This is a genomic window from Ensifer sp. ENS11, assembly GCF_014851895.1.
Lineage (GTDB): Bacteria > Pseudomonadota > Alphaproteobacteria > Rhizobiales > Rhizobiaceae > Ensifer > Ensifer canadensis.
On sequence record NZ_JACVAN010000015.1, the window covers coordinates 35434 to 53481 of the forward strand.

19 protein-coding genes, 1 tRNA gene and 1 pseudogene are annotated in these 18048 nt (G+C 60.2%); 14 read left to right on the forward strand and 7 right to left on the reverse strand.

What is annotated here, in order from left to right:
- The first annotated feature begins 4 nt into the window (after positions 1–4).
- The 7 genes from IB264_RS23975 to IB264_RS24000 all read left to right on the forward strand — a co-directional run bounded on the left by IB264_RS23975 (position 5) and on the right by IB264_RS24000 (position 3118).
- Positions 5–739, forward strand: coding sequence for an HAD family hydrolase (locus IB264_RS23975; RefSeq protein ID WP_057210396.1), 735 nt, complete (start codon positions 5–7; stop codon positions 737–739).
- A gap of 228 nt (positions 740–967) precedes the next feature.
- Positions 968–1225 carry a hypothetical protein gene (locus IB264_RS23980; protein WP_025427026.1) on the forward strand — a complete coding sequence of 86 codons (258 nt, stop codon included), beginning with the start codon at positions 968–970 and terminating at the stop codon, positions 1223–1225.
- A gap of 209 nt (positions 1226–1434) precedes the next feature.
- Complete coding sequence (locus IB264_RS23985) at positions 1435–1680, forward strand: DUF982 domain-containing protein (RefSeq protein ID WP_025427025.1); 246 nt, start codon at positions 1435–1437, stop codon at positions 1678–1680.
- 299 nt (positions 1681–1979) lie between these two features.
- Positions 1980–2183 carry a hypothetical protein gene (locus tag IB264_RS23990; protein ID WP_128090372.1) on the forward strand — a complete coding sequence of 68 codons (204 nt, stop codon included), beginning with the start codon at positions 1980–1982 and terminating at the stop codon, positions 2181–2183.
- Positions 2184–2231: 48 nt separating this feature from the next.
- Positions 2232–2354, forward strand: a complete 123-nt coding sequence (locus IB264_RS35180) for a hypothetical protein (protein WP_255569942.1) — start codon at positions 2232–2234, stop codon at positions 2352–2354.
- A gap of 194 nt (positions 2355–2548) precedes the next feature.
- Entirely contained in the window at positions 2549–2791 is a 243-nt protein-coding gene (locus IB264_RS23995; RefSeq protein WP_025427023.1) for a hypothetical protein, read from the forward strand.
- Between the two features lie 242 nt (positions 2792–3033).
- A tRNA-Leu gene (locus IB264_RS24000) sits at positions 3034–3118 on the forward strand.
- Between the two features lie 95 nt (positions 3119–3213).
- Here the strand turns inward: IB264_RS24000 and IB264_RS24005 are convergent.
- The 3 genes and pseudogenes from IB264_RS24005 to wrbA form a co-directional block, all read right to left on the reverse strand.
- Complete coding sequence (locus IB264_RS24005) at positions 3214–3432, reverse strand: hypothetical protein (RefSeq protein WP_025427022.1); 219 nt, start codon at positions 3430–3432, stop codon at positions 3214–3216.
- Positions 3433–3522: 90 nt separating this feature from the next.
- A complete protein-coding gene (locus tag IB264_RS24010) occupies positions 3523–3765 on the reverse strand; it encodes a DUF2188 domain-containing protein (RefSeq protein ID WP_025427021.1) in 243 nt (80 codons plus the stop codon).
- A 232-nt stretch (positions 3766–3997) separates the two neighbouring features.
- Positions 3998–4598 (reverse strand): annotated as a pseudogene (wrbA, locus tag IB264_RS24015) (NAD(P)H:quinone oxidoreductase).
- A 164-nt stretch (positions 4599–4762) separates the two neighbouring features.
- Here wrbA and IB264_RS24020 point away from each other — a divergent pair.
- Entirely contained in the window at positions 4763–5518 is a 756-nt protein-coding gene (locus IB264_RS24020) for a competence/damage-inducible protein A (protein ID WP_025427019.1), read from the forward strand.
- 163 nt (positions 5519–5681) lie between these two features.
- Positions 5682–6179 (forward strand): xanthine phosphoribosyltransferase, encoded by a 498-nt coding sequence (gpt, locus tag IB264_RS24025; protein ID WP_025427018.1) that lies wholly within the window; start codon positions 5682–5684, stop codon positions 6177–6179.
- A gap of 77 nt (positions 6180–6256) precedes the next feature.
- Here the strand turns inward: gpt and IB264_RS24030 are convergent, their stop codons facing one another.
- A complete protein-coding gene (locus IB264_RS24030) occupies positions 6257–7735 on the reverse strand; it encodes a bifunctional ADP-dependent NAD(P)H-hydrate dehydratase/NAD(P)H-hydrate epimerase (protein WP_025427017.1) in 1479 nt (492 codons plus the stop codon).
- Positions 7736–8077: 342 nt separating this feature from the next.
- Here IB264_RS24030 and IB264_RS24035 point away from each other — a divergent pair, with 342 nt between their 5' ends.
- From IB264_RS24035 to hspQ, 3 genes are all read left to right on the forward strand, one after another.
- Positions 8078–8416, forward strand: a complete 339-nt coding sequence (locus tag IB264_RS24035; protein WP_025427016.1) for a P-II family nitrogen regulator — start codon at positions 8078–8080, stop codon at positions 8414–8416.
- Positions 8417–8481: 65 nt separating this feature from the next.
- Complete coding sequence (gene glnA, locus IB264_RS24040) at positions 8482–9891, forward strand: type I glutamate--ammonia ligase (RefSeq protein ID WP_025427015.1); 1410 nt, start codon at positions 8482–8484, stop codon at positions 9889–9891.
- Between the two features lie 212 nt (positions 9892–10103).
- A complete protein-coding gene (gene hspQ, locus IB264_RS24045) occupies positions 10104–10433 on the forward strand; it encodes a heat shock protein HspQ (protein WP_025427014.1) in 330 nt (109 codons plus the stop codon).
- Positions 10434–10517: 84 nt separating this feature from the next.
- Here the strand turns inward: hspQ and IB264_RS24050 are convergent, their stop codons facing one another.
- On the reverse strand, positions 10518–11147 hold the full coding sequence (locus IB264_RS24050; protein WP_057209395.1) for an invasion associated locus B family protein: 630 nt from the start codon (positions 11145–11147) through the stop codon (positions 10518–10520).
- Between the two features lie 271 nt (positions 11148–11418).
- Here IB264_RS24050 and IB264_RS24055 point away from each other — a divergent pair, with 271 nt between their 5' ends.
- On the forward strand, positions 11419–13233 hold the full coding sequence (locus IB264_RS24055) for an extracellular solute-binding protein (protein ID WP_025427012.1): 1815 nt from the start codon (positions 11419–11421) through the stop codon (positions 13231–13233).
- A 194-nt stretch (positions 13234–13427) separates the two neighbouring features.
- Positions 13428–14084, forward strand: coding sequence for a DsbA family oxidoreductase (locus IB264_RS24060; protein WP_025427011.1), 657 nt, complete (start codon positions 13428–13430; stop codon positions 14082–14084).
- 97 nt (positions 14085–14181) lie between these two features.
- Here the strand turns inward: IB264_RS24060 and mfd are convergent, their stop codons facing one another.
- On the reverse strand, positions 14182–17691 hold the full coding sequence (gene mfd, locus IB264_RS24065; protein WP_025427010.1) for a transcription-repair coupling factor: 3510 nt from the start codon (positions 17689–17691) through the stop codon (positions 14182–14184).
- Between the two features lie 4 nt (positions 17692–17695).
- Entirely contained in the window at positions 17696–18001 is a 306-nt protein-coding gene (locus tag IB264_RS24070) for a succinate dehydrogenase assembly factor 2 (RefSeq protein WP_025427009.1), read from the reverse strand.
- Between the last annotated feature and the right edge of the window lie 47 nt (positions 18002–18048).

The window sequence follows — 18048 nt, forward strand, 5'->3', positions numbered from 1 at the left end:
GACAATGCCTGACATGATTACGACGATCGGCTTCGATGCCGATGATACGCTTTGGCAAAACGAACAGTTCTATCGCCTGACCGAGGCGCGCTTCGCCGAACTGCTCAAGGACCATGCCGACACGGAAAGCCTGCCCGCACGGCTGCTGGCCGCCGAAAAGCGCAACCTCGGCCTGTACGGTTTTGGCATCAAGGGCTTCGTGCTGTCGATGGTGGAGACCGCTGTCGACGTGACGGACGGGCGCGTCCCGTCATCGGTGATCGCAGAAATCCTTGCGGCCGGACGCGAGATGCTGGTCCACCCGGTCGAGCCGCTGCCACATGTCAAGGAAACGCTCGAGACGCTTCATGGCACCTTCCGGTTGGTGATGATTACCAAGGGCGACCTCTTCGACCAGGAGCGCAAGCTCGCCGCCTCTGGATTGGGCGATTACTTCAACGCCGTCGAAATCGTCAGCGACAAAACGGCCGCCACATACGATCGCATCTTCACACGCCACGGCGACGGCCCGGCGAAAAGCCTGATGGTCGGCAACTCGTTGAAGTCCGACATCGTCCCTGCCCTCGAGGCCGGCAGTTGGGGCATCTATGTGCCGCATGCCCTCACCTGGGCATTCGAGCATCACGACAAACCCGACAGCCATCCGCGCTTCCGCGAGATCGCCGATCTCGGTGGTCTGTCGGATGCACTGCAAACGTTGCCCGACGACAGCGCCGCGCGTCTAAATAAGACGCGCTAAGGTCGCTGTAGCCCTTTGAATTGCTGCCTGTTTTTATCCTTAAATCGAATAGGATTTAAGGAACCATGCAGTAGGGCTCTCGCCTGGACCAGAGCGGCTTTGACATCGTAAGTTGCGATGACGAGGCTTGTGGTCCTGCGCTTTAGGGCGACCCGAAAAGAGCTATGAAATCCGAACGAATCGGAGAAAGCTGCGGGAAACCGAAAGGCACGTTGAGGGAGAAACAGTTTGGCGGAGCTATTCGGGGCCACTGTCGCCATGGCGTTCACCAGCATGCTGATCGGGTGGATTGTCAGGAAGCTTTCCTCCACGGGCGTCTTTGCATCTCGCCTTGTCGGCTTGGCAATAATGCTGTTCATCGCACCGCCGATCTACATTTTCGCGTCAGGCGGCCCGTATTTCCAGGCATTCTTCGCCTATAGCCTTGGAGCACTGCTTGCTGGCGCGATCTTCTATTGTCTGCGCCAGAAGGAAAAGGACGCATAAACTCCGCCCGATCCAAAGCGCCTTCCGCTTTGCGGCCGTCGAAATAGCCCGATCCACGGCCCGGCAGCGGGCCCGAAATTGCAATGCAGAGCGTATGTGCGCGTGCAGACGACCGGGTATCGCAGAGACGCTGGCAGCCATCGCACCGCTCGCGGAATCGGCCAGATCTGTGTTATGTGCCGCCATCAATCGAAATCGAGGTGATCGACATGGCCGAAAATTGGGAAAAGCCCGTAGCTTTGGCCCTGGAGGGACCGGAGAAATACACGACCATTACGAACACGACCGAAGCGTCCTGGGCGATGATCGAGGACTGGCCGCTCGAAGACAGCGCGCTGCTGACACTGGCACTCGATACGTGTGCTGCCGTGATCGAGGGCAAGCAACCGGCAGAGGCCGCCCGCAAAGCCTTCATCGATGCTGCGCGCGAAGCGGGCATTCCCGTCCGGGAGTAACCTTGCGCCCCGGCATAGAGCCCGGCTTACCCCTGTTACAAATGTACCTAAAGCGACGCGCGTCTTATTAGACGCGCAAGGTCGCTGTAGCACTTTGAATTACTGCAGGTTTCCTTAAATCGAATACGATTTAAGGAAAGTAGGTCGCCCTCCGGTGGATCGGCACTACCGGCTTCAAAGGCAAATTGGTCGCGCCCAATATAAAGCGACGCCTAAAACATGCCGAACGAGGCGCGAACATCCACAGTACGAACCCGGCCTACCCTTCCCCAATAACCCATTTGAGGGAGGAACAATTGGTGAAAGCGCCGGCAGCGGCTGAGGTCGTCCGGCTGCTCCAAACTCACCGTGAGGCTCACGCTATCGGCCAGCAAGAACGCGACAATCAAGTTTGGATGCAGAACCGCTTCGCCTTCGGACGATCCGCAACAATAAAGACTTCTGAAGACGCCATTTTTCGTTTCTCGACAGCCATTCGACAGCTGCCGTTCAGCTTCAATTAAGCCTAACTCCCAAATAGTGGGGACGATCATAAATCGAGGAAATCTGTGGTGGCGCTTCCCGGACCGGCTTTCATTCTCGCTCTCGTCGCCTTCATCGTCGTGGTACCTCTTGCGGCCAAGAAGGCTGAAGAGGGCCGGATTTACAGCCACAGCATCGCCACGAACTTCTAAACTGACGCCGCAGGTCTGCAACACGCCCCGGCGCACATCTCCTAAAGCTTGCCGTAACCATTCCTAGGTTTCGCCACCTCGACCGCGGTCGAAATACGGCATCTGCCGTATGTCACTGATCTCCCTGCCGATCTACGCCAAGGTTCCCCGTTTGCTAACCGTAGTGCGCCGGGTTCGAACCAAGGAGACTATCAATGAAGATCATCATTGCCGCAGTGGCATCGCTCGCGTTTGCCGGCTCGGCCTTCGCCGCTGTGTCGTCCGCGCCTGTCGAAAAGCAGACAGCCGTCAAGACCCACATCGGTCTTGAACTGGCCTATGGCCGGAATCGCATGAACGCTATAAGTCGTGATGGACCTCCAGCCTCGGAAAAAAAGGCACAGGATAAACGTGGGGCTGCATCGAGTAACGGTAAGTCTTTTTACAACGGCAACTGAATTTTAGGAAAGGGCGGCCTCGGTCGCCCTGATTTCCGGATATTTTCACCCATGGTCGGGCGCACGCCCTTGGCGTATTTGCCCTGGCCCGAAACCCTATGTAGCGCATCGAACACCGGCGCGCGTTCCGCGGGCGTTGTTTCAAACCAGTGAGGGCAACACGGGCACATGAACTGGGCAACGAAAAATCCGCTGTTAGCCCTTCCAAAACGATAACGCCCAAGGTACTGAAAACGCCCAGTGCGGGCGTGGCGAAACTGGTAGACGCAAGAGACTTAAAATCTCTCGGCCTCGGCTGTGCGGGTTCGATCCCCGCCGCCCGCACCAGATGGCTGTTGCGGAAAGTGCTTCACGCGCAACACAGCGCGCCTACCCGCTCACCCGATGGCCCTACGTAAGTCCGCCTTTAGTTGGTGTGCCGCTTAGTGGTAGTAGAAGCAATCGCATTCGGCCCGCTGAGCATCATCGTGCCAGACCCTGACCGCCAGTTTCGTGCAGGCTCCCTTGTCCTCTAACCGCAGGCCAAGCAGGGAAACCGCTGCCGCCTTAGGGTTGAGTGCATCGACTTCAATTGCCGACCCTACCTGTTGCACGCCATTGCGGGCGGTCCAGGTGAAGATCTGAACGCTGTAGTGTTGCATTGAAAATCCTCCGCTATGCAGATGCAGTGGACGCAATACTCTTGCAGAAGCTTACGTGGAACGGACCGATCAAATTGTCCGAAAAGTCTGTCAACCGTCTTCGACGGTTGCCTCGGGTCGGTCACCGCCATCGGTATGCTCGAAGTGCCAGTCGCCTTTTTCGTCCTGGAAACTGATATCCTCGTCGTCGCCGCCGACCTGCTGTTCAGCCGCTGCGGCCTTGGCGGCCGCCAGCGCCATTTCTCGGCTGGGAAAGGGTTCCGAAAAAGCGTCGGCTGCCTTGTAGGCCCAACCGCCGTCGTGGGGAACGATGGAGTACGTGATGCGCGCCATGCTTCTCTCCCTGCACTCCGAAAGGCAATCCCGCCTTTCGCGGGCCGTTACCGCCCGGCCCAATATTCCTCCTCGTCAATGGCATTCTCATGCCGAACGGGGCGGATATTAACACAGGAATAGGCCGATAGGCCACTTTCGCGAATCAGAATGTGACAGGCCGTGCAACAACGAAAAAGCGGCCCTTTGCGGGGGCCGCTTTCCTTGTGATCTTTCAAGTCTTTTCCGTGGCTTAGGCTGACAGCTTCGTCGCAATCTTGGCGACATGCGCACCCTGATAGCGAGCGGCATCGAGCTCGACCGCCGAAGGCTGGCGCGCGCCGTCAGCGCCGGTGATGGTCGAAGCGCCGTAGGGCGAACCGCCCTTGATCTCTTCAAGACCCATCTGTCCCTGGAAGGCATAGGGAAGGCCGACGACGACCATGCCGTGGTGCATCAGGGTCGGAATGAAGCCGAGAATGGTTGTTTCCTGGCCGCCATGCTGCGTTGCCGATGACGTGAAGGCCGAGCCTACCTTGCCGACCAGCTTGCCCCTGCGCCCAGAGAGACCCGGTCTGGTCGATGAAGTTGCGCATCTGCGAGGCAACGGTGCCGTAGCGTGTGCCGGCGCCAAAGATGATGGCGTCATAGTCCGCCAGTTCGTCGATAGTTGCGATCGGTGCGGCCTGATCCACCTTGTAGTACGATGCCTTGGCAACGTCTTCCGAGACCAGTTCGGGAACGCGCTTGACGACGACGTCGGCACCTGCCGATTTGGCGCCTTCCGCAACCGCGTTGGCCATCGTTTCGATGTGTCCATATGCCGAATAGTAGAGAACGAGAACCTTGGCCATAAATGCTCCTTTGGATTCAGGCAATTCCGCTTGATTACCGTCGCCTGCAGGATTTATCAAAATGCGTCCGGTTGCCAGGAGCCGTACGGTCAACAGAGCGTCCTCAATTCTCGAGCAATCACCTGATGCTACTGAACAATCATCTCACATAAGCAGGATCGCCAATGAGCAGCCCTAAGATCGTTACTGCCGCCATGGTCGCCATTGGCGACGAGCTGCTGTCCGGCAGGACCAAGGACAAGAACATCGGCCATCTCGCCGACATGATGACGATGGTCGGGATCGATCTGCGCGAGGTCCGCATCGTTCCCGACGAGGAAGCCTCGATCGTCGACGCCATCAACGCCGTGCGCGAGCGCTATGACTACGTCTTTACGTCTGGTGGGATCGGGCCGACCCATGACGACATCACGGCCGACGCGGTCTCGAAGGCTTTCGCTGTAGACTGCATCTATGACGAACGAGCCATGACACTGCTCGGCGCGATGTACGAACGCCGCGGCATGGAATTCTCGGACGCGCGCAAGCGCATGGCGCGCATGCCGGAGGGTTCCCGATTGATCCCCAACCCGGTCTCCACCGCACCGGGCTTTGCCATTGGCAACGTGCACGTGATGGCCGGCGTGCCACAGGTGTTCCAGGCGATGCTCGACGCGATCATGCCGGATCTGCAGACCGGTACGCCGTTGCTCTCGCAATCGGTCCGCTCGCCCTATGGGGAAGGCGACATCGGCACGCCGCTGACCGAAGTGCAGAAGAACCATCCGGAGACGAGCATCGGCTCCTACCCCAAATTCGACGGCAAGGTCTTCTCCACCGACATCGTCGTGCGGGCGCGCGATCCGCAGGCTTTGTCGGCGGCCGCTGCCGATGTGCAGGCAATGATCGATACGATCACCGCCTCCCGCGCCAAAGTCTGACGGCCGGCGGGAGGAGCCGGCAGATGTGGAAGGATGCGAAGCTCTTGCGCACCGGCCGTCATTGCCGCTATTGCATGTCGGCAAATCAGGATGAAGCGTCAGCGCCTGCCCGATCTGCCGGATGCTTCGCCTTTACCTCGTCCAGACAAGCCGGAGCCCAGAAATGTCCCTGCCCGATAAAGCCTTCCCCGTTTCCTGGGATCAGTTCCACCGCGACGCGCGCGCGCTTGCCTGGCGGCTGGCCGACCAGGGGCAGGAATGGCGTGCCATGGTCTGCATCACGCGCGGCGGACTCGTGCCGGCGGCCATTATCTGCCGTGAGCTCAATATCCGCATGATCGAGACGGTGTGCATCGCTTCCTACCACGACTACGACACGCAGGGACAGATGAAGGTGCTGAAGGGCATCGCGCCTGAGATTGCCAAGGATGGCGGCGAAGGCGTGCTGATCATCGACGACCTGACCGATACCGGCAAGACGGCAGCCGAAGTTCGAGCCATGCTGCCGAAGGCACATTTTGCCGCCGTTTACGCCAAGCCCAAGGGCCGGCCGATGGTTGACACGTTCGTGACCGAAGTGAGCCAGGACACCTGGATCTACTTTCCGTGGGATCTGGGCTTCACCTATCAGGAGCCGATCGCCAAGGGAACGCGCGGCTAATAATCAGCTAATGCCAACATGTACGCCCTCGGCTCGCGCCAGCGAACCGAGGGCTTTTTTTTACAACGCCGAACGCTTCAGCCAAGCGGCGGGATCGACGTCACCAAGGTTTCGGCCGTCAACCCCGGTCCGGCACGCGCACCGGCAGCACCATGGCGCCAGACACCGGCCGCGGCAGCCTCGAAGGCCGGCATGCCCTGCGCCAGATGCGCACCGACAATGCCTGCGAGAACATCGCCGGATCCCGCCGTTGCCAGTGACGGCGGGGCGTTGGCGTTCACGGCAACCTTCCCATCCGCCCCCGCGATGACGGTATCGGCTCCCTTGTAGACAATTGTGGCGTGGCTGATCCGCGCCGCCGCCTGGGCCTTCTCGATCTTCGACAGCTTTTCGTCGCGAGCGATCTCGGGGAAGAGCCTGGCAAACTCGCCCTCATGCGGAGTCATCACCACCCTGCCGGCCGCAACCGCCAGCCGCTCGAACAATTCTGACCTGCGCTCCTGAAACGACGTGATGCCGTCCGCATCGAGAACCAGCGCGCGGTCGCAAAGTTGTAGCGCAAAGTCGCACGCTCGGTCGCCAACGCCGAACCCGGGCCCGAGAACAAAACCGCCGAGCCTTGTGTCCCGCAACCAATGCTCCAGGTCCTGCCGATCATCGATCTCCCTCAGCATCACCGCCGTCAGTTGTGCCGCATTGATATCAAGAGCCGATTTCGGTGACGCCACCGTCACCAGACCGGCCCCGGCGGCAAGACCGGCCGCTGCCGACAGCCGCGCGGCACCAGTCGCCTGAGCTCCTCCCGAGAAGACAACCAGATGGCCACGGCGGAACTTGTGGGTCGACGCGTCAAACCTTGACGCCTGATCTGACCAGAGCGCCGGCGTGTTGAGGCGCCAGCCGCCGCCTTGCGCCTGCACGATGCGAGCCGGTATGCCGATATCGACTACGTCAAGCGCGCCGGACAGGGAGCGGCCGGGAAGCAGCAGATGACCCGGCTTCCTCGCCATGAAGGTGATCGTGTGGCTTGCCGCGAATGCCGCCCCCCGGATTTGCCCGGTTCGACCGTCAACGCCGCTCGGCAGGTCGACGGCAATGACGGGCACGCCCTTAGCGTTGATCCTTTCAATTACTTGCACCACCTGTTCCGGCAGATCGCGCGAGAGCCCTGCGCCGAAGAGTGCATCGACGACAACATCTCCAAGATGCGGCACGAGCGAAGCAAGCGGATCTATCGCGCCATCCCACAGTTGCCGTGCACGGTCCGCATCGCCAGAAAGGGCGGCGGCCGGGTCGCCGAAGGCGAAAACGGCAACGTTCGCACCGCACTCGGCAAGCGCTGATGCCGCGACATAGCCGTCGCCACCATTGTTGCCGGGGCCGCACAGCACGACATAGCGTTGTGCCTGCGGAAACAACCTGAGCACTGCGGCAGCCACTGCCAACCCGGCGCTGCGCATCAGCAGGAAGCTGTCGATCCCCGATTGCGCGGCTGCCAGGTCTATAGCCGCCATTTCGGCCGGCGTAATCAACACGTCATGAAGCGAAGAGTGCATGCCTCAGACTTAACGCTCTGCGCCGGCCAACGGCAAGTGGCACGCACAAAATGCTATCTGCTCATCTTTGATGCATCTGCACATATTTATTGCTTAAATAACGTGCTTTGATGCCTTCCACGACCAGACCATCGTCGCAAATCCGAGGACACCGGTGGAAAACTTATAAAAATAGGCAGACCTCCTGGCGGCAAAGGCATGGAAAGCAGCCACCGCTCGTCACCCAAAAGAAATTTTGCCACTCGGCAATCATTTTGCAGAAAAACTGGCATGCAACGTGCATATTGAGCGGCGAGCGGGCATGATCCTGCTTTAAAGGGAGAAGCGGAGAGACATTTTCTCATGAAAAAGATCGAAGCGATCATAAAACCCTTCAAGCTCGACGAAGTGAAGGAAGCCCTTCAGGAAGTCGGCCTGCAGGGCATTACCGTCACGGAAGCAAAGGGCTTCGGTCGACAGAAGGGTCACACGGAGCTGTATCGCGGCGCCGAATACGTCGTGGACTTCCTGCCGAAGGTAAAGGTCGAAGTGGTGCTGGCGGACGAAAACGCGGAGGCTGTCATCGAGGCAATCCGCAATGCTGCACAAACCGGCCGGATTGGCGACGGAAAGATTTTCGTTTCCAACATTGAGGAAGTCATCCGAATTCGTACCGGCGAAACCGGCCTCGACGCCATCTGATCCTCAGGGGCCACTCGGCCCTGCACTTTTCAAACCTCGTCATCTCACACAGGGAATTACTGACAATGACGACTGCAAGCGATATTCTGAAGCAAATCAAGGACAACGACGTCAAGTTCGTCGACCTGCGCTTTACCGACCCCAAGGGCAAGCTGCAGCATGTAACGATGGATGTCGTCTGCGTCGACGAAGACATGTTCGCCGACGGCGTCATGTTCGACGGTTCCTCGATTGGCGGCTGGAAGGCCATCAACGAGTCCGACATGGTGCTGATGCCCGATCCGGAAACAGCGCATATGGACCCGTTCTTCGCGCAGTCGACGATGGTCATCATCTGCGACATTCTCGATCCGGTTTCGGGCGAAGCCTACAACCGCGACCCGCGCGGCACGGCAAAGAAGGCCGAAGCCTACCTGAAGGCCTCCGGTATCGGCGACACCGTCTTCGTTGGCCCGGAAGCCGAATTCTTCGTCTTCGACGACGTCAAGTACAAGGCCGATCCTTATAACACCGGCTTCAAGCTCGACTCCTCGGAACTGCCGTCCAACGACGACACCGACTACGAGACCGGCAACCTCGGCCACCGTCCGCGCGTCAAGGGCGGCTATTTCCCGGTCCCGCCGATCGACAGCTGCCAGGACATGCGCTCCGAAATGCTGACGGTTCTGTCCGAAATGGGCGTCACCGTCGAAAAGCATCACCATGAGGTGGCCGCTGCGCAGCACGAACTCGGCGTCAAGTTCGATGCTCTGGTTCGCAACGCCGACAAGATGCAGATCTACAAGTACGTCGTGCATCAGGTCGCAAACGCCTATGGCAAGACCGCAACCTTCATGCCGAAGCCGATCTTCGGCGACAACGGCTCGGGCATGCACGTGCACCTGTCGATCTGGAAGGACGGCAAGCCGACCTTCGCAGGCGACGAATATGCCGGCCTGTCGGAAAGCTGCCTCTACTTCATCGGCGGCATCATCAAGCATGCAAAATCGCTGAACGCCTTCACCAACCCGTCGACGAATTCCTACAAGCGTCTCGTCCCCGGCTACGAAGCCCCGGTTCTGCTTGCCTATTCCGCCCGCAACCGCTCGGCATCGTGCCGCATTCCGTTCGGCACCAACCCGAAGGCCAAGCGCGTCGAAGTCCGCTTCCCGGATCCGACCGCCAACCCCTACCTCGCCTTCGCAGCGATGCTGATGGCCGGCCTCGACGGCATCAAGAACAAGCTGCATCCGGGCAAGGCCATGGACAAGGACCTCTATGACCTGCCGCCGAAGGAACTGAAGAAGATCCCGACCGTTTGCGGCTCGCTGCGCGAAGCGCTCGAAAGCCTCGACAAGGATCGCAAGTACCTGACCGCCGGCGGCGTCTTCGACGACGATCAGATCGATTCCTTCATCGAACTGAAGATGCAGGAAGTCATGCGTTACGAAATGACCCCGCACCCGGTTGAGTACGACATGTACTACTCGGTCTAAGACCGACGGGTCGGACGGCGGATGCCGCACCCGGCCCGAAACGACGTGGCAAGCCGGCGGGGTTCAAGGGACCCCGTCGGCTTGTTTTTTAGGGGCAACCTGCCGCGGAGGTGTAAGAAGGCAGGGAAGACGTACACGAAGCCGTGCATGGCACCCTATTGATGTTTTGGGTTTGGCAACCCAGATAATCCCTTGAAAGGATGTGTTGCGTCATGAAACAGAGAAACGCGAAATTCGAGATCGGACAGGTGGTTCGCCATCGGGTTTTCCCGTTCCGCGGCGTCGTCTTCGACGTCGACCCGGAATACGCAAACACCGAGGAATGGTGGAATGCCATCCCGCAGGAGATCCGCCCAAGCAAGGATCAACCCTTCTACCACCTGTTCGCCGAAAACGACGACAGCGAGTATGTCGCCTACGTGTCCGAACAGAACCTGGTTTCCGACGAGAGCGATCGGCCGATACGCCACGCTCAGGTCGACGCCCTGTTCGAGAAGGATGACATCGGGCATTACAAGCCCAAGGTGACGTTCCGCCACTAGCGGCCGATACTGCCGCCTCGCCCAAATGAAAAACGCCCGGATTTCGTCCGGGCGTTTCTTTATTCCTGGCGTGGGCCGAAGCGCTTAGTTCTGCTTGGCCGCCTTCTGGGCGTCTTCAAGCTTCTTGCGCGCGTCTTCAGCCTTCTTCTGCATTTCTTCCTGCAGCAGGCGCTGGCGCTCTTCGAGCTGCGACTGTTCGATCGGCTCGCCGTCGAAAATGCCGGTAAAGCCTTCGAGACCCATCTTGATCGGGTTCGGTGCGCGCTGGAAGTTGACGGAGGTGAAGACCACCTCGTTGCCCTTCTTCAGGCTTGCGATCAGCTGGTCGGACAGCGGGGCTTCAGCCACGCACTTGTCGGGCATGCAGATGGCGTAGTCGAGCTTCACCGGCTTGCCGCCGTCGATCTGCATCTGGACGCCGGTCGGGATCAGTCGCGCTGACGGCACCGAAATCTGCAGGACCTTGCGGTTGACCTTGCCGGTTACGGTGATGAGGCCAACTGCGGTGACGAGCTGACCGTTGTTTGCTGTCAGCAGATTCTGAACGATGCAGACATCGTTGTCTTCCTGCTTGGTGCAGACCTTGAACCAACCCTGCGGGGGCTTGCCACCTGCCTGCTGGGCAGATGCAACGCCCGGAACGCCCGCAGCTGCTACAGAAAGCGCCAGCGTTGCCAGTCCCGCACGTTTGGTGAAGTTCGACTTGAAGATCATTGTGATTCCGTCTCCTGAAATCCGGTAACGGAACAATTCGTTCCGCAGGTGAGTATCGTCAGCCGCCGTTGTCCTGTTGGCCAAATAAGGCAAATGCATGACCCCGTTTCCGGAAACACCTGTTACATTGGCTCGTGCGGTTTATCCAGTGTTTCTTGCTTTTTTTTGACCTCTTGCCCGCCGGAATTTGCGTATAGCTTCGGTTGGAATTGTCGACCGGCATTGGTAACGTGCCGGGAATCGGCCTAATGCCACTTCACTGGAGATAACGTTGCGCACAATTCTTTCCGGTCTGGCCATCCTGCTGGCCGCAACCGCATTCGGTGGCGCCGCGACGGCCGCTCCCGTGCATGCCATCTCAATGCACGGCGAGCCTGCCCTGCCCGCGGACTTCAAAAGTTTCCCCTACGTCAACCCCGATGTAAAGAAGGGCGGCAAGATTTCCTACGGCGTGGTCGGGACCTTCGACAGCGTCAATCCCTTCATCCTGAAGAGCATGCGCACGACAGCGCGCGGCATGTGGGATCCAGAATACGGCAATCTCGTCTACGAATCGCTGATGCAACGCTCCCGCGACGAGCCGTTCACGATGTACGGCTTGCTCGCCCAGACGGTGGAATGGGACGACGACCGGACGTTCATTCAATTTAACATCAACCCGGATGCCCGCTGGGCGGACGGGCAGCCCGTAACGGCTGATGATGTCATCTTCACCTTCGAACTGATGCGCGACAAGGGCCGCGTTCCCTTCAGCAACCGAATGGCGAAGGTGGCGAAACTAGAGAAGGTCGGCGACCTCAGCGTCCGCTTCACCTTCACCGAAGATGCTGACCGCGAGCTGCCGCTGCTGCTCGGGCTTTCTCCGGTTCTGCCGAAACATGCAACCGATGTGGCGACCTTCGACCAGACAACGCTCAAGGCCCCGCTTGGCTCGGGCCCCTATCGCGTTGCTGAAGTCAAGCCGGGCGAACGGATCGTCTATCGCCGCAACCCGGATTATTGGGCCAAGAACCTTCCTTCCAAGGTCGGATTCGACAATTACGACGAGATCTCCGTCGAGTATTTCCTGCAGGAAAATTCCCTCTTCGAAGCCTTCAAGAAGGGCGAAATCGACATCTACCCGGAAGGCAGCGCCACAAAATGGGCGCGCGGCTACGATTTTCCGGCCGTGCGCTCTGGCGATGTCGTCAAGGAGACGTTCACACCGAAGACGCCTTCGGGCATGCTGGGCATCGTCTTCAACACCCGCAAGCCGATGTTCGACAACCTCAAGCTCCGCCAAGGCTTGGCGCTCGTCTTCGACTTCGAGTGGGTCAACAAGAACCTGTTCGACAGCGCATACACCCGCACCCAGAGCTACTGGCAGAACTCGACGCTTTCGTTCCTAGGCGCGGCAGCCGATGACCGCGAACTCGGGCTGATCGGCGATGCGCGCGAACAGATCAACCCGGCGATCCTCGACGGCACCTACCGCCTGCCGGTGACGGATGCCTCCGGCCGCGACCGCAATGTGCTGCGCGTTGCCGTCTCGCTGCTGCGCGAGGCCGGCTATCAGATCAAGGACGGCAAGATGGTCGACGCCAAGGGCGCACCGCTTGCCTTCGAAATCATGAGCCAGAATGCCGGCCAGGAGAAGATCGCCCTTGCCTACCAGCGCTTCCTGGCGCCGCTCGGCATCAAGGCCTCCGTGCGCACGGTCGACGATTCGCAGTATCAGCAACGCAGCCAGTCGTTCGACTACGACGTCATTATCAAGTCCTTCCCGTCCACGCTCTCGCCGGGCATCGAGCAGGTGGGGCGCTGGACCTCGCAGTCGCGCGATCGCCAAGGAAGCGACAACTTTGCCGGCGTTGCCGACAAGGACGTCGACCGGATGGTCGAGAACATCCTGCAGGCCAGAACGACAGAAGATTTCACCGCGGCCGTTCGTGCCCATGACAGGTTGCTGGTCAACAATTCCTACCTCGTGCCGCTCTACCACTTGGATGCCCAGTGGGTTGCACGGCGCAAGCATATTGCCCGGCCGGCCACCGTGCCGCTCTATGGCTACCAGTTGCCCGCCTGGTGGGACGCGAACGCCCAATAAAAGGGTCGCTTCCCTCTACAGCGCCGCGCGTCTTCTCAGACGCGCCAGGGTCGCTGCGGCACTTTGAATTGCTGCATGTTTTATCCTTAAATCGAATGCGATTTAAGGATAAAACATGCAGCAGGAACGCATTGAAAGCCCGATGGAACCGGCTTATCTCGCAGCTTTGTCCAAGAGGAAAGGCATCTCACATCATGCAAACCGTCAGCATCGATATCGTCTCCGACGTCGTCTGCCCGTGGTGCTATCTCGGCAAGGCTAGGCTCGACCAGGCGATCGCCGATGTCGCCTCGGAGTTGCAGGTCGCAGTGCAGTGGCGTCCCTATCAGCTCAATCCCGACCTTCCGCCTGAAGGCGTCGATCACAAGCAGCATCTTGCCGCCAAGCTCGGTGGCCAGGCAGCGGTCGACAAGGCGCATGAGACGTTGAAAGCACTCGGCAATGCCGATGGCATCGCCTTCGATTTCGATGCGGTGAAGATCAGCCCCAATACGCTCGACGCGCACCGGCTCATTCGCTGGGCGGCGACCAATGGCGAAGTGGCGCAATCGGCCGTCGTCAGCCTGCTCTTCAAGGCGAACTTCGAGGACGGCCGCAATGTCGGCGATCAGGCTGTTCTGCTCGATATCGCCGCTGAGGCCGGCCTCGACCGGCCCGTTATCGCAGCGCTCCTCAACTCGGATGCCGACAAGGATGCAGTCAAAGAAGAGATCGGCATGGCACGCGAGATGGGCGTCACCGGCGTCCCCTGCTTCATCCTCGACGGGCAATATGCCGTCATGGGTGCGCAATCGGTCGAAGTGCTCAGCAACGCGCTTCGCGAAATCGCGCAGATGAAGGCTACCGCTTGATTCCCTTAAATCGGAAGCGATTCAAGGAAGTACGCAGAAAAGCTAAAGCAATGGCAAGTCCTCTCGCGCCGCCAAAGGAACAGCGGCGCGAAGGCGATTAAACCTGTTTCGCCAACCCTGCGAGCTGCGTCATCACCATCGCCGCGCCCGAGAGGCGCTTTTCCGGCGTAACCAGCTCGCGCTGGAAGAAGATGCTGTGATCCGGCCTGATCTTCGCCAGCGTGCCCTGCTTGGCGATGTAGCCGACCAGCGCTGCCGGGTTCGGGAATTCCTTGTTGCGGAGCTGCACGACGACGCCCTTCGGGCCGGCATCGAGCTTTTCGACATTGGCCGTGCGGCAGAGCGACTTGATATAGACGATCTTCAGGAGGTGCTGCACCTCGATCGGCAGCGGGCCGAAGCGGTCGATCATCTCCGCGCCGAAACCGTCGATCTCCTTGAGGTCCGTCAGTTCGCCAAGGCGGCGGTAAAGGCCAAGCCGCAGATGCAGATCCGGCACATAATGTTCCGGGATCATCACCGGCGTGCCAACAGAGATTTGCGGCGACCAGCCGGTATCGTGGACCTCTTCCTCACCCTTGAGCTCAGCGACCGCTTCCTCGAGCATCTGCTGATAGAGTTCGAAGCCAACTTCCTTGATATGGCCGGACTGTTCTTCGCCGAGCAGGTTGCCGGCGCCGCGAATGTCGAGGTCGTGGCTTGCCAGCTGGAAGCCGGCGCCGAGCGTGTCCAGCGACTGCAACACCTTCAACCGCCGCTCGGCCGTTGCCGTCAGCGTCTTGTTGACCGGTAGCGTGAACAGCGCGAAGGCGCGCACCTTCGAACGACCGACGCGGCCGCGAAGCTGGTAGAGCTGCGCCAGGCCGAACATGTCGGCACGATGCACGATCAAGGTATTGGCCGTTGGCACATCGAGGCCGGATTCGACGATGGTCGTCGACAGCAGAACGTCATACTGCCCTTCATAGAAGGCGTTCATGATGTCTTCGAGTTCGGTTGCCGGCATCTGGCCGTGGGCGACGGCGACCTTCAGCTCCGGTACATCGGATTTCAGGAAGTCATGGATCTCCGAGAGATCGCTGAGGCGTGGGCAGACATAGAAGCTCTGGCCGCCGCGATAATGCTCGCGCATCAAGGTCTCACGGATCACCAGCGCGTCGAACGGCGAAATGAAGGTGCGCACCGCCATGCGGTCGACAGGCGCCGTGGTAATGAGCGACAGTTCGCGCACCCCGGTCAATGCCAGTTGCAGCGTGCGCGGGATCGGTGTCGCCGACAGCGTCAGCACATGCACGTCCGACTTCAGCTCCTTCAGCCGTTCCTTGTGCTTGACGCCGAAATGCTGCTCCTCGTCGATGATCAGCAAGCCAAGGTTGGCGAAATTGACCGTCGTTCCGAGCAGGGCATGGGTGCCGACCACGACATCGGTCTTGCCATCAGCTACTTCCTTCTTGGTCAGCGCCAGTTCCTTGGAGCCAACAAGGCGCGACGCCTGCTGGATGCGGATCGGCAGGCCGCGAAAACGTTCGGTGAATGTCTTGAAATGCTGCCGCGCAAGCAGCGTCGTCGGCACGACGACAGCAACTTGAACCCCATTCATTGCCGCGATGAAGGCCGCCCGCAGCGCAACCTCCGTCTTGCCAAAGCCGACGTCGCCGCAGACAAGGCGGTCCATCGGCCGCCCGCTGCCAAGATCCTCGCGCACGGCATCGATCGAACTCAGCTGGTCCTCGGTTTCGTCATAGGGGAAGCGCGCGACGAATTCGTCATAGGCTCCATCCTGGGCCACCAGCACGTGCGCATGCCGGGTGTGGCGCTCGGCGGCGATGCGGATGAGACCGCCCGCCATATCGAGCAGACGCTTCTTGAGCTTCGCCTTGCGAGCCTGCCAAGCGACGCCACCGAGCTTGTCGAGAATCGCATCGGTCCCTTCGGACCCGTAGCGGGACAGGAGCTCGATGTTTTCGACCGGGAGAAAGAGCTTGGCGTTGTCGGCATAGAGGAGTTCGAGGCAATCGTGCGGCGCGCCGACCGCTTCGATCGTGCGCAGTCCGACGAAACGGCCGATACCGTGTTCGGCGTGCACCACGTAGCTGCCTTCATCAAGGCCCGCGACCTCGGCAATGAAGTCGGCACCGCGCTTGCGCCGCTTGGAGCGGCGGACCATGCGATCGCCGAGAATGTCCTGCTCGCCGATAACAACGAGATCACCCGTTTCAAAACCCGCTTCAAGGCTGAGGACCGCCGCTGCGGCTTCGCCTGACTTCAGCGTGTTGACGTCGGCCAGCGCCTTGATCTGGCGAATATTGCCAAGGCCATGTTCCACGAGAACCTGCAGCAGGCGGTCGAGAGACCCCTCGCTCCAGCCTGATACGACGACCTTGAAGCCTTTGGAGCGCTTCTCAGCGATGTATTTCACCGCCTGGTCGAAGACGTTGACGCGATCGCTCTCCGCCTCGCCTTCGCCGGCGCTCTTTGCCCAGCGCGCACCTTGCCGCGCATCGACGGTGACGACCTGGCGGACCTCGCCTTCCTGCTCGTTGAAGGGCGTGAGCCGGACGGCGCTGCGCTCGACTAGCGCCGCCGTAAATCCTTCCGCGTTCAGATAGAGGAACTCAGGCGGCACCGGCTTGTAGGGCGTGCCCTGAGTGGCCAGCGACCTGCCCGGCGACGCTGCCGTGTGGCGGGCATCGTAGTAGTCGAGAATGAGCTTCGACCGTTCGGCTGCGGCTTCCCGCGCCACATGGTCGGTGACGATGCGAAAGCCTTCGAGATAATCGAAGACGGTCTCGAGGCGATCGTAGAAGAGCGGCAGCCAATGCTCCATGCCGGCGTAACGACGCCCCTCGGAAACGGCCTGGTAGAGCGCATCATCGCGGGTCGTGGCACCGAAGAGCGACAGATATTGCTTGCGGAAATGGCTAATGGTTTCCGGCGTCAGCGACACCTCGCTCATCGGGTTGAGGTCGAGGGAGCGGACCTGGCCGGTCGTGCGCTGGCTGGCCGGATCGAAGGAGCGGATGGTTTCGAGCGTGTCGCCGAAGAAATCGAGCCGCAGCGGATCGCCACTGCCGGGAACGAAGACGTCGAGAATGCCGCCGCGCACGGCATATTCGCCGACTTCGCGAACGGTCGCCACGCGCTCGAAGCCGTTGCGTTCCAGACGCGCCGCGACATCGTCCATGCGCACCTGGTTGCCGGGACGCGCGGAGAAAGCGAGGCTTTCGATCACATCCTGCGGCGAAATCTTCTGCAGCGCGGCATTGACCGTCACCAGCACGATCGCCGCATGCGGCTTCTTGCGGTGGGCGATCAGAGCGCTGAGGGCCGCAAGCCTGCGCGCCGAGGTATCGGCACTCGGAGATACCCGGTCATAGGGAAGGCAGTCCCACCCAGGCAGGGTCAGGACCGGTATATCGGGGGCAACGAACCCGAGGACCTGCTCCAGGTCGGCTATGCGCTGGCCATCGGAAAGAATGTAGGCGATCGGCGCACCGGCGCGGGCCAGATCGGCAAGCACCAGCGCTTCGGCGCCGGATGGAACCGGGCCAATCGTGACTTCACGGGTCGCGGCGACAATCTTCTTCGGGTCAAGGCCAGCCAGCATCGATCTACTTCATCTCTTCGGGGAGCCGCTCGAAATTGGGGCGGTAGGCCGCGATGCGCGTAAACATCGGCGTCTGGTAGCGTTCGGGCACCGGCTTTTCGCCGATGATCCACCTAACGAGATCGTTGTCTTCCTCGCCCATGATGATCTCAAGCTCGTCCAGTTCAATGTCGGACAAGGCGGAAAGCTCGGCTTCTGCAAACTGCCCGAGGATCAGGTCCATTTCGCGTATGCCGCGATGCCAGGCACGAAACAGGATCCGGCGGCGACGCGGATCGAGATCGGCGCTGGTGCGTGAAATGCCAGTCATGGAGATTCCTTCCTGCCGTCCGCGGAGGTACGGTTTGTCGTCATTGG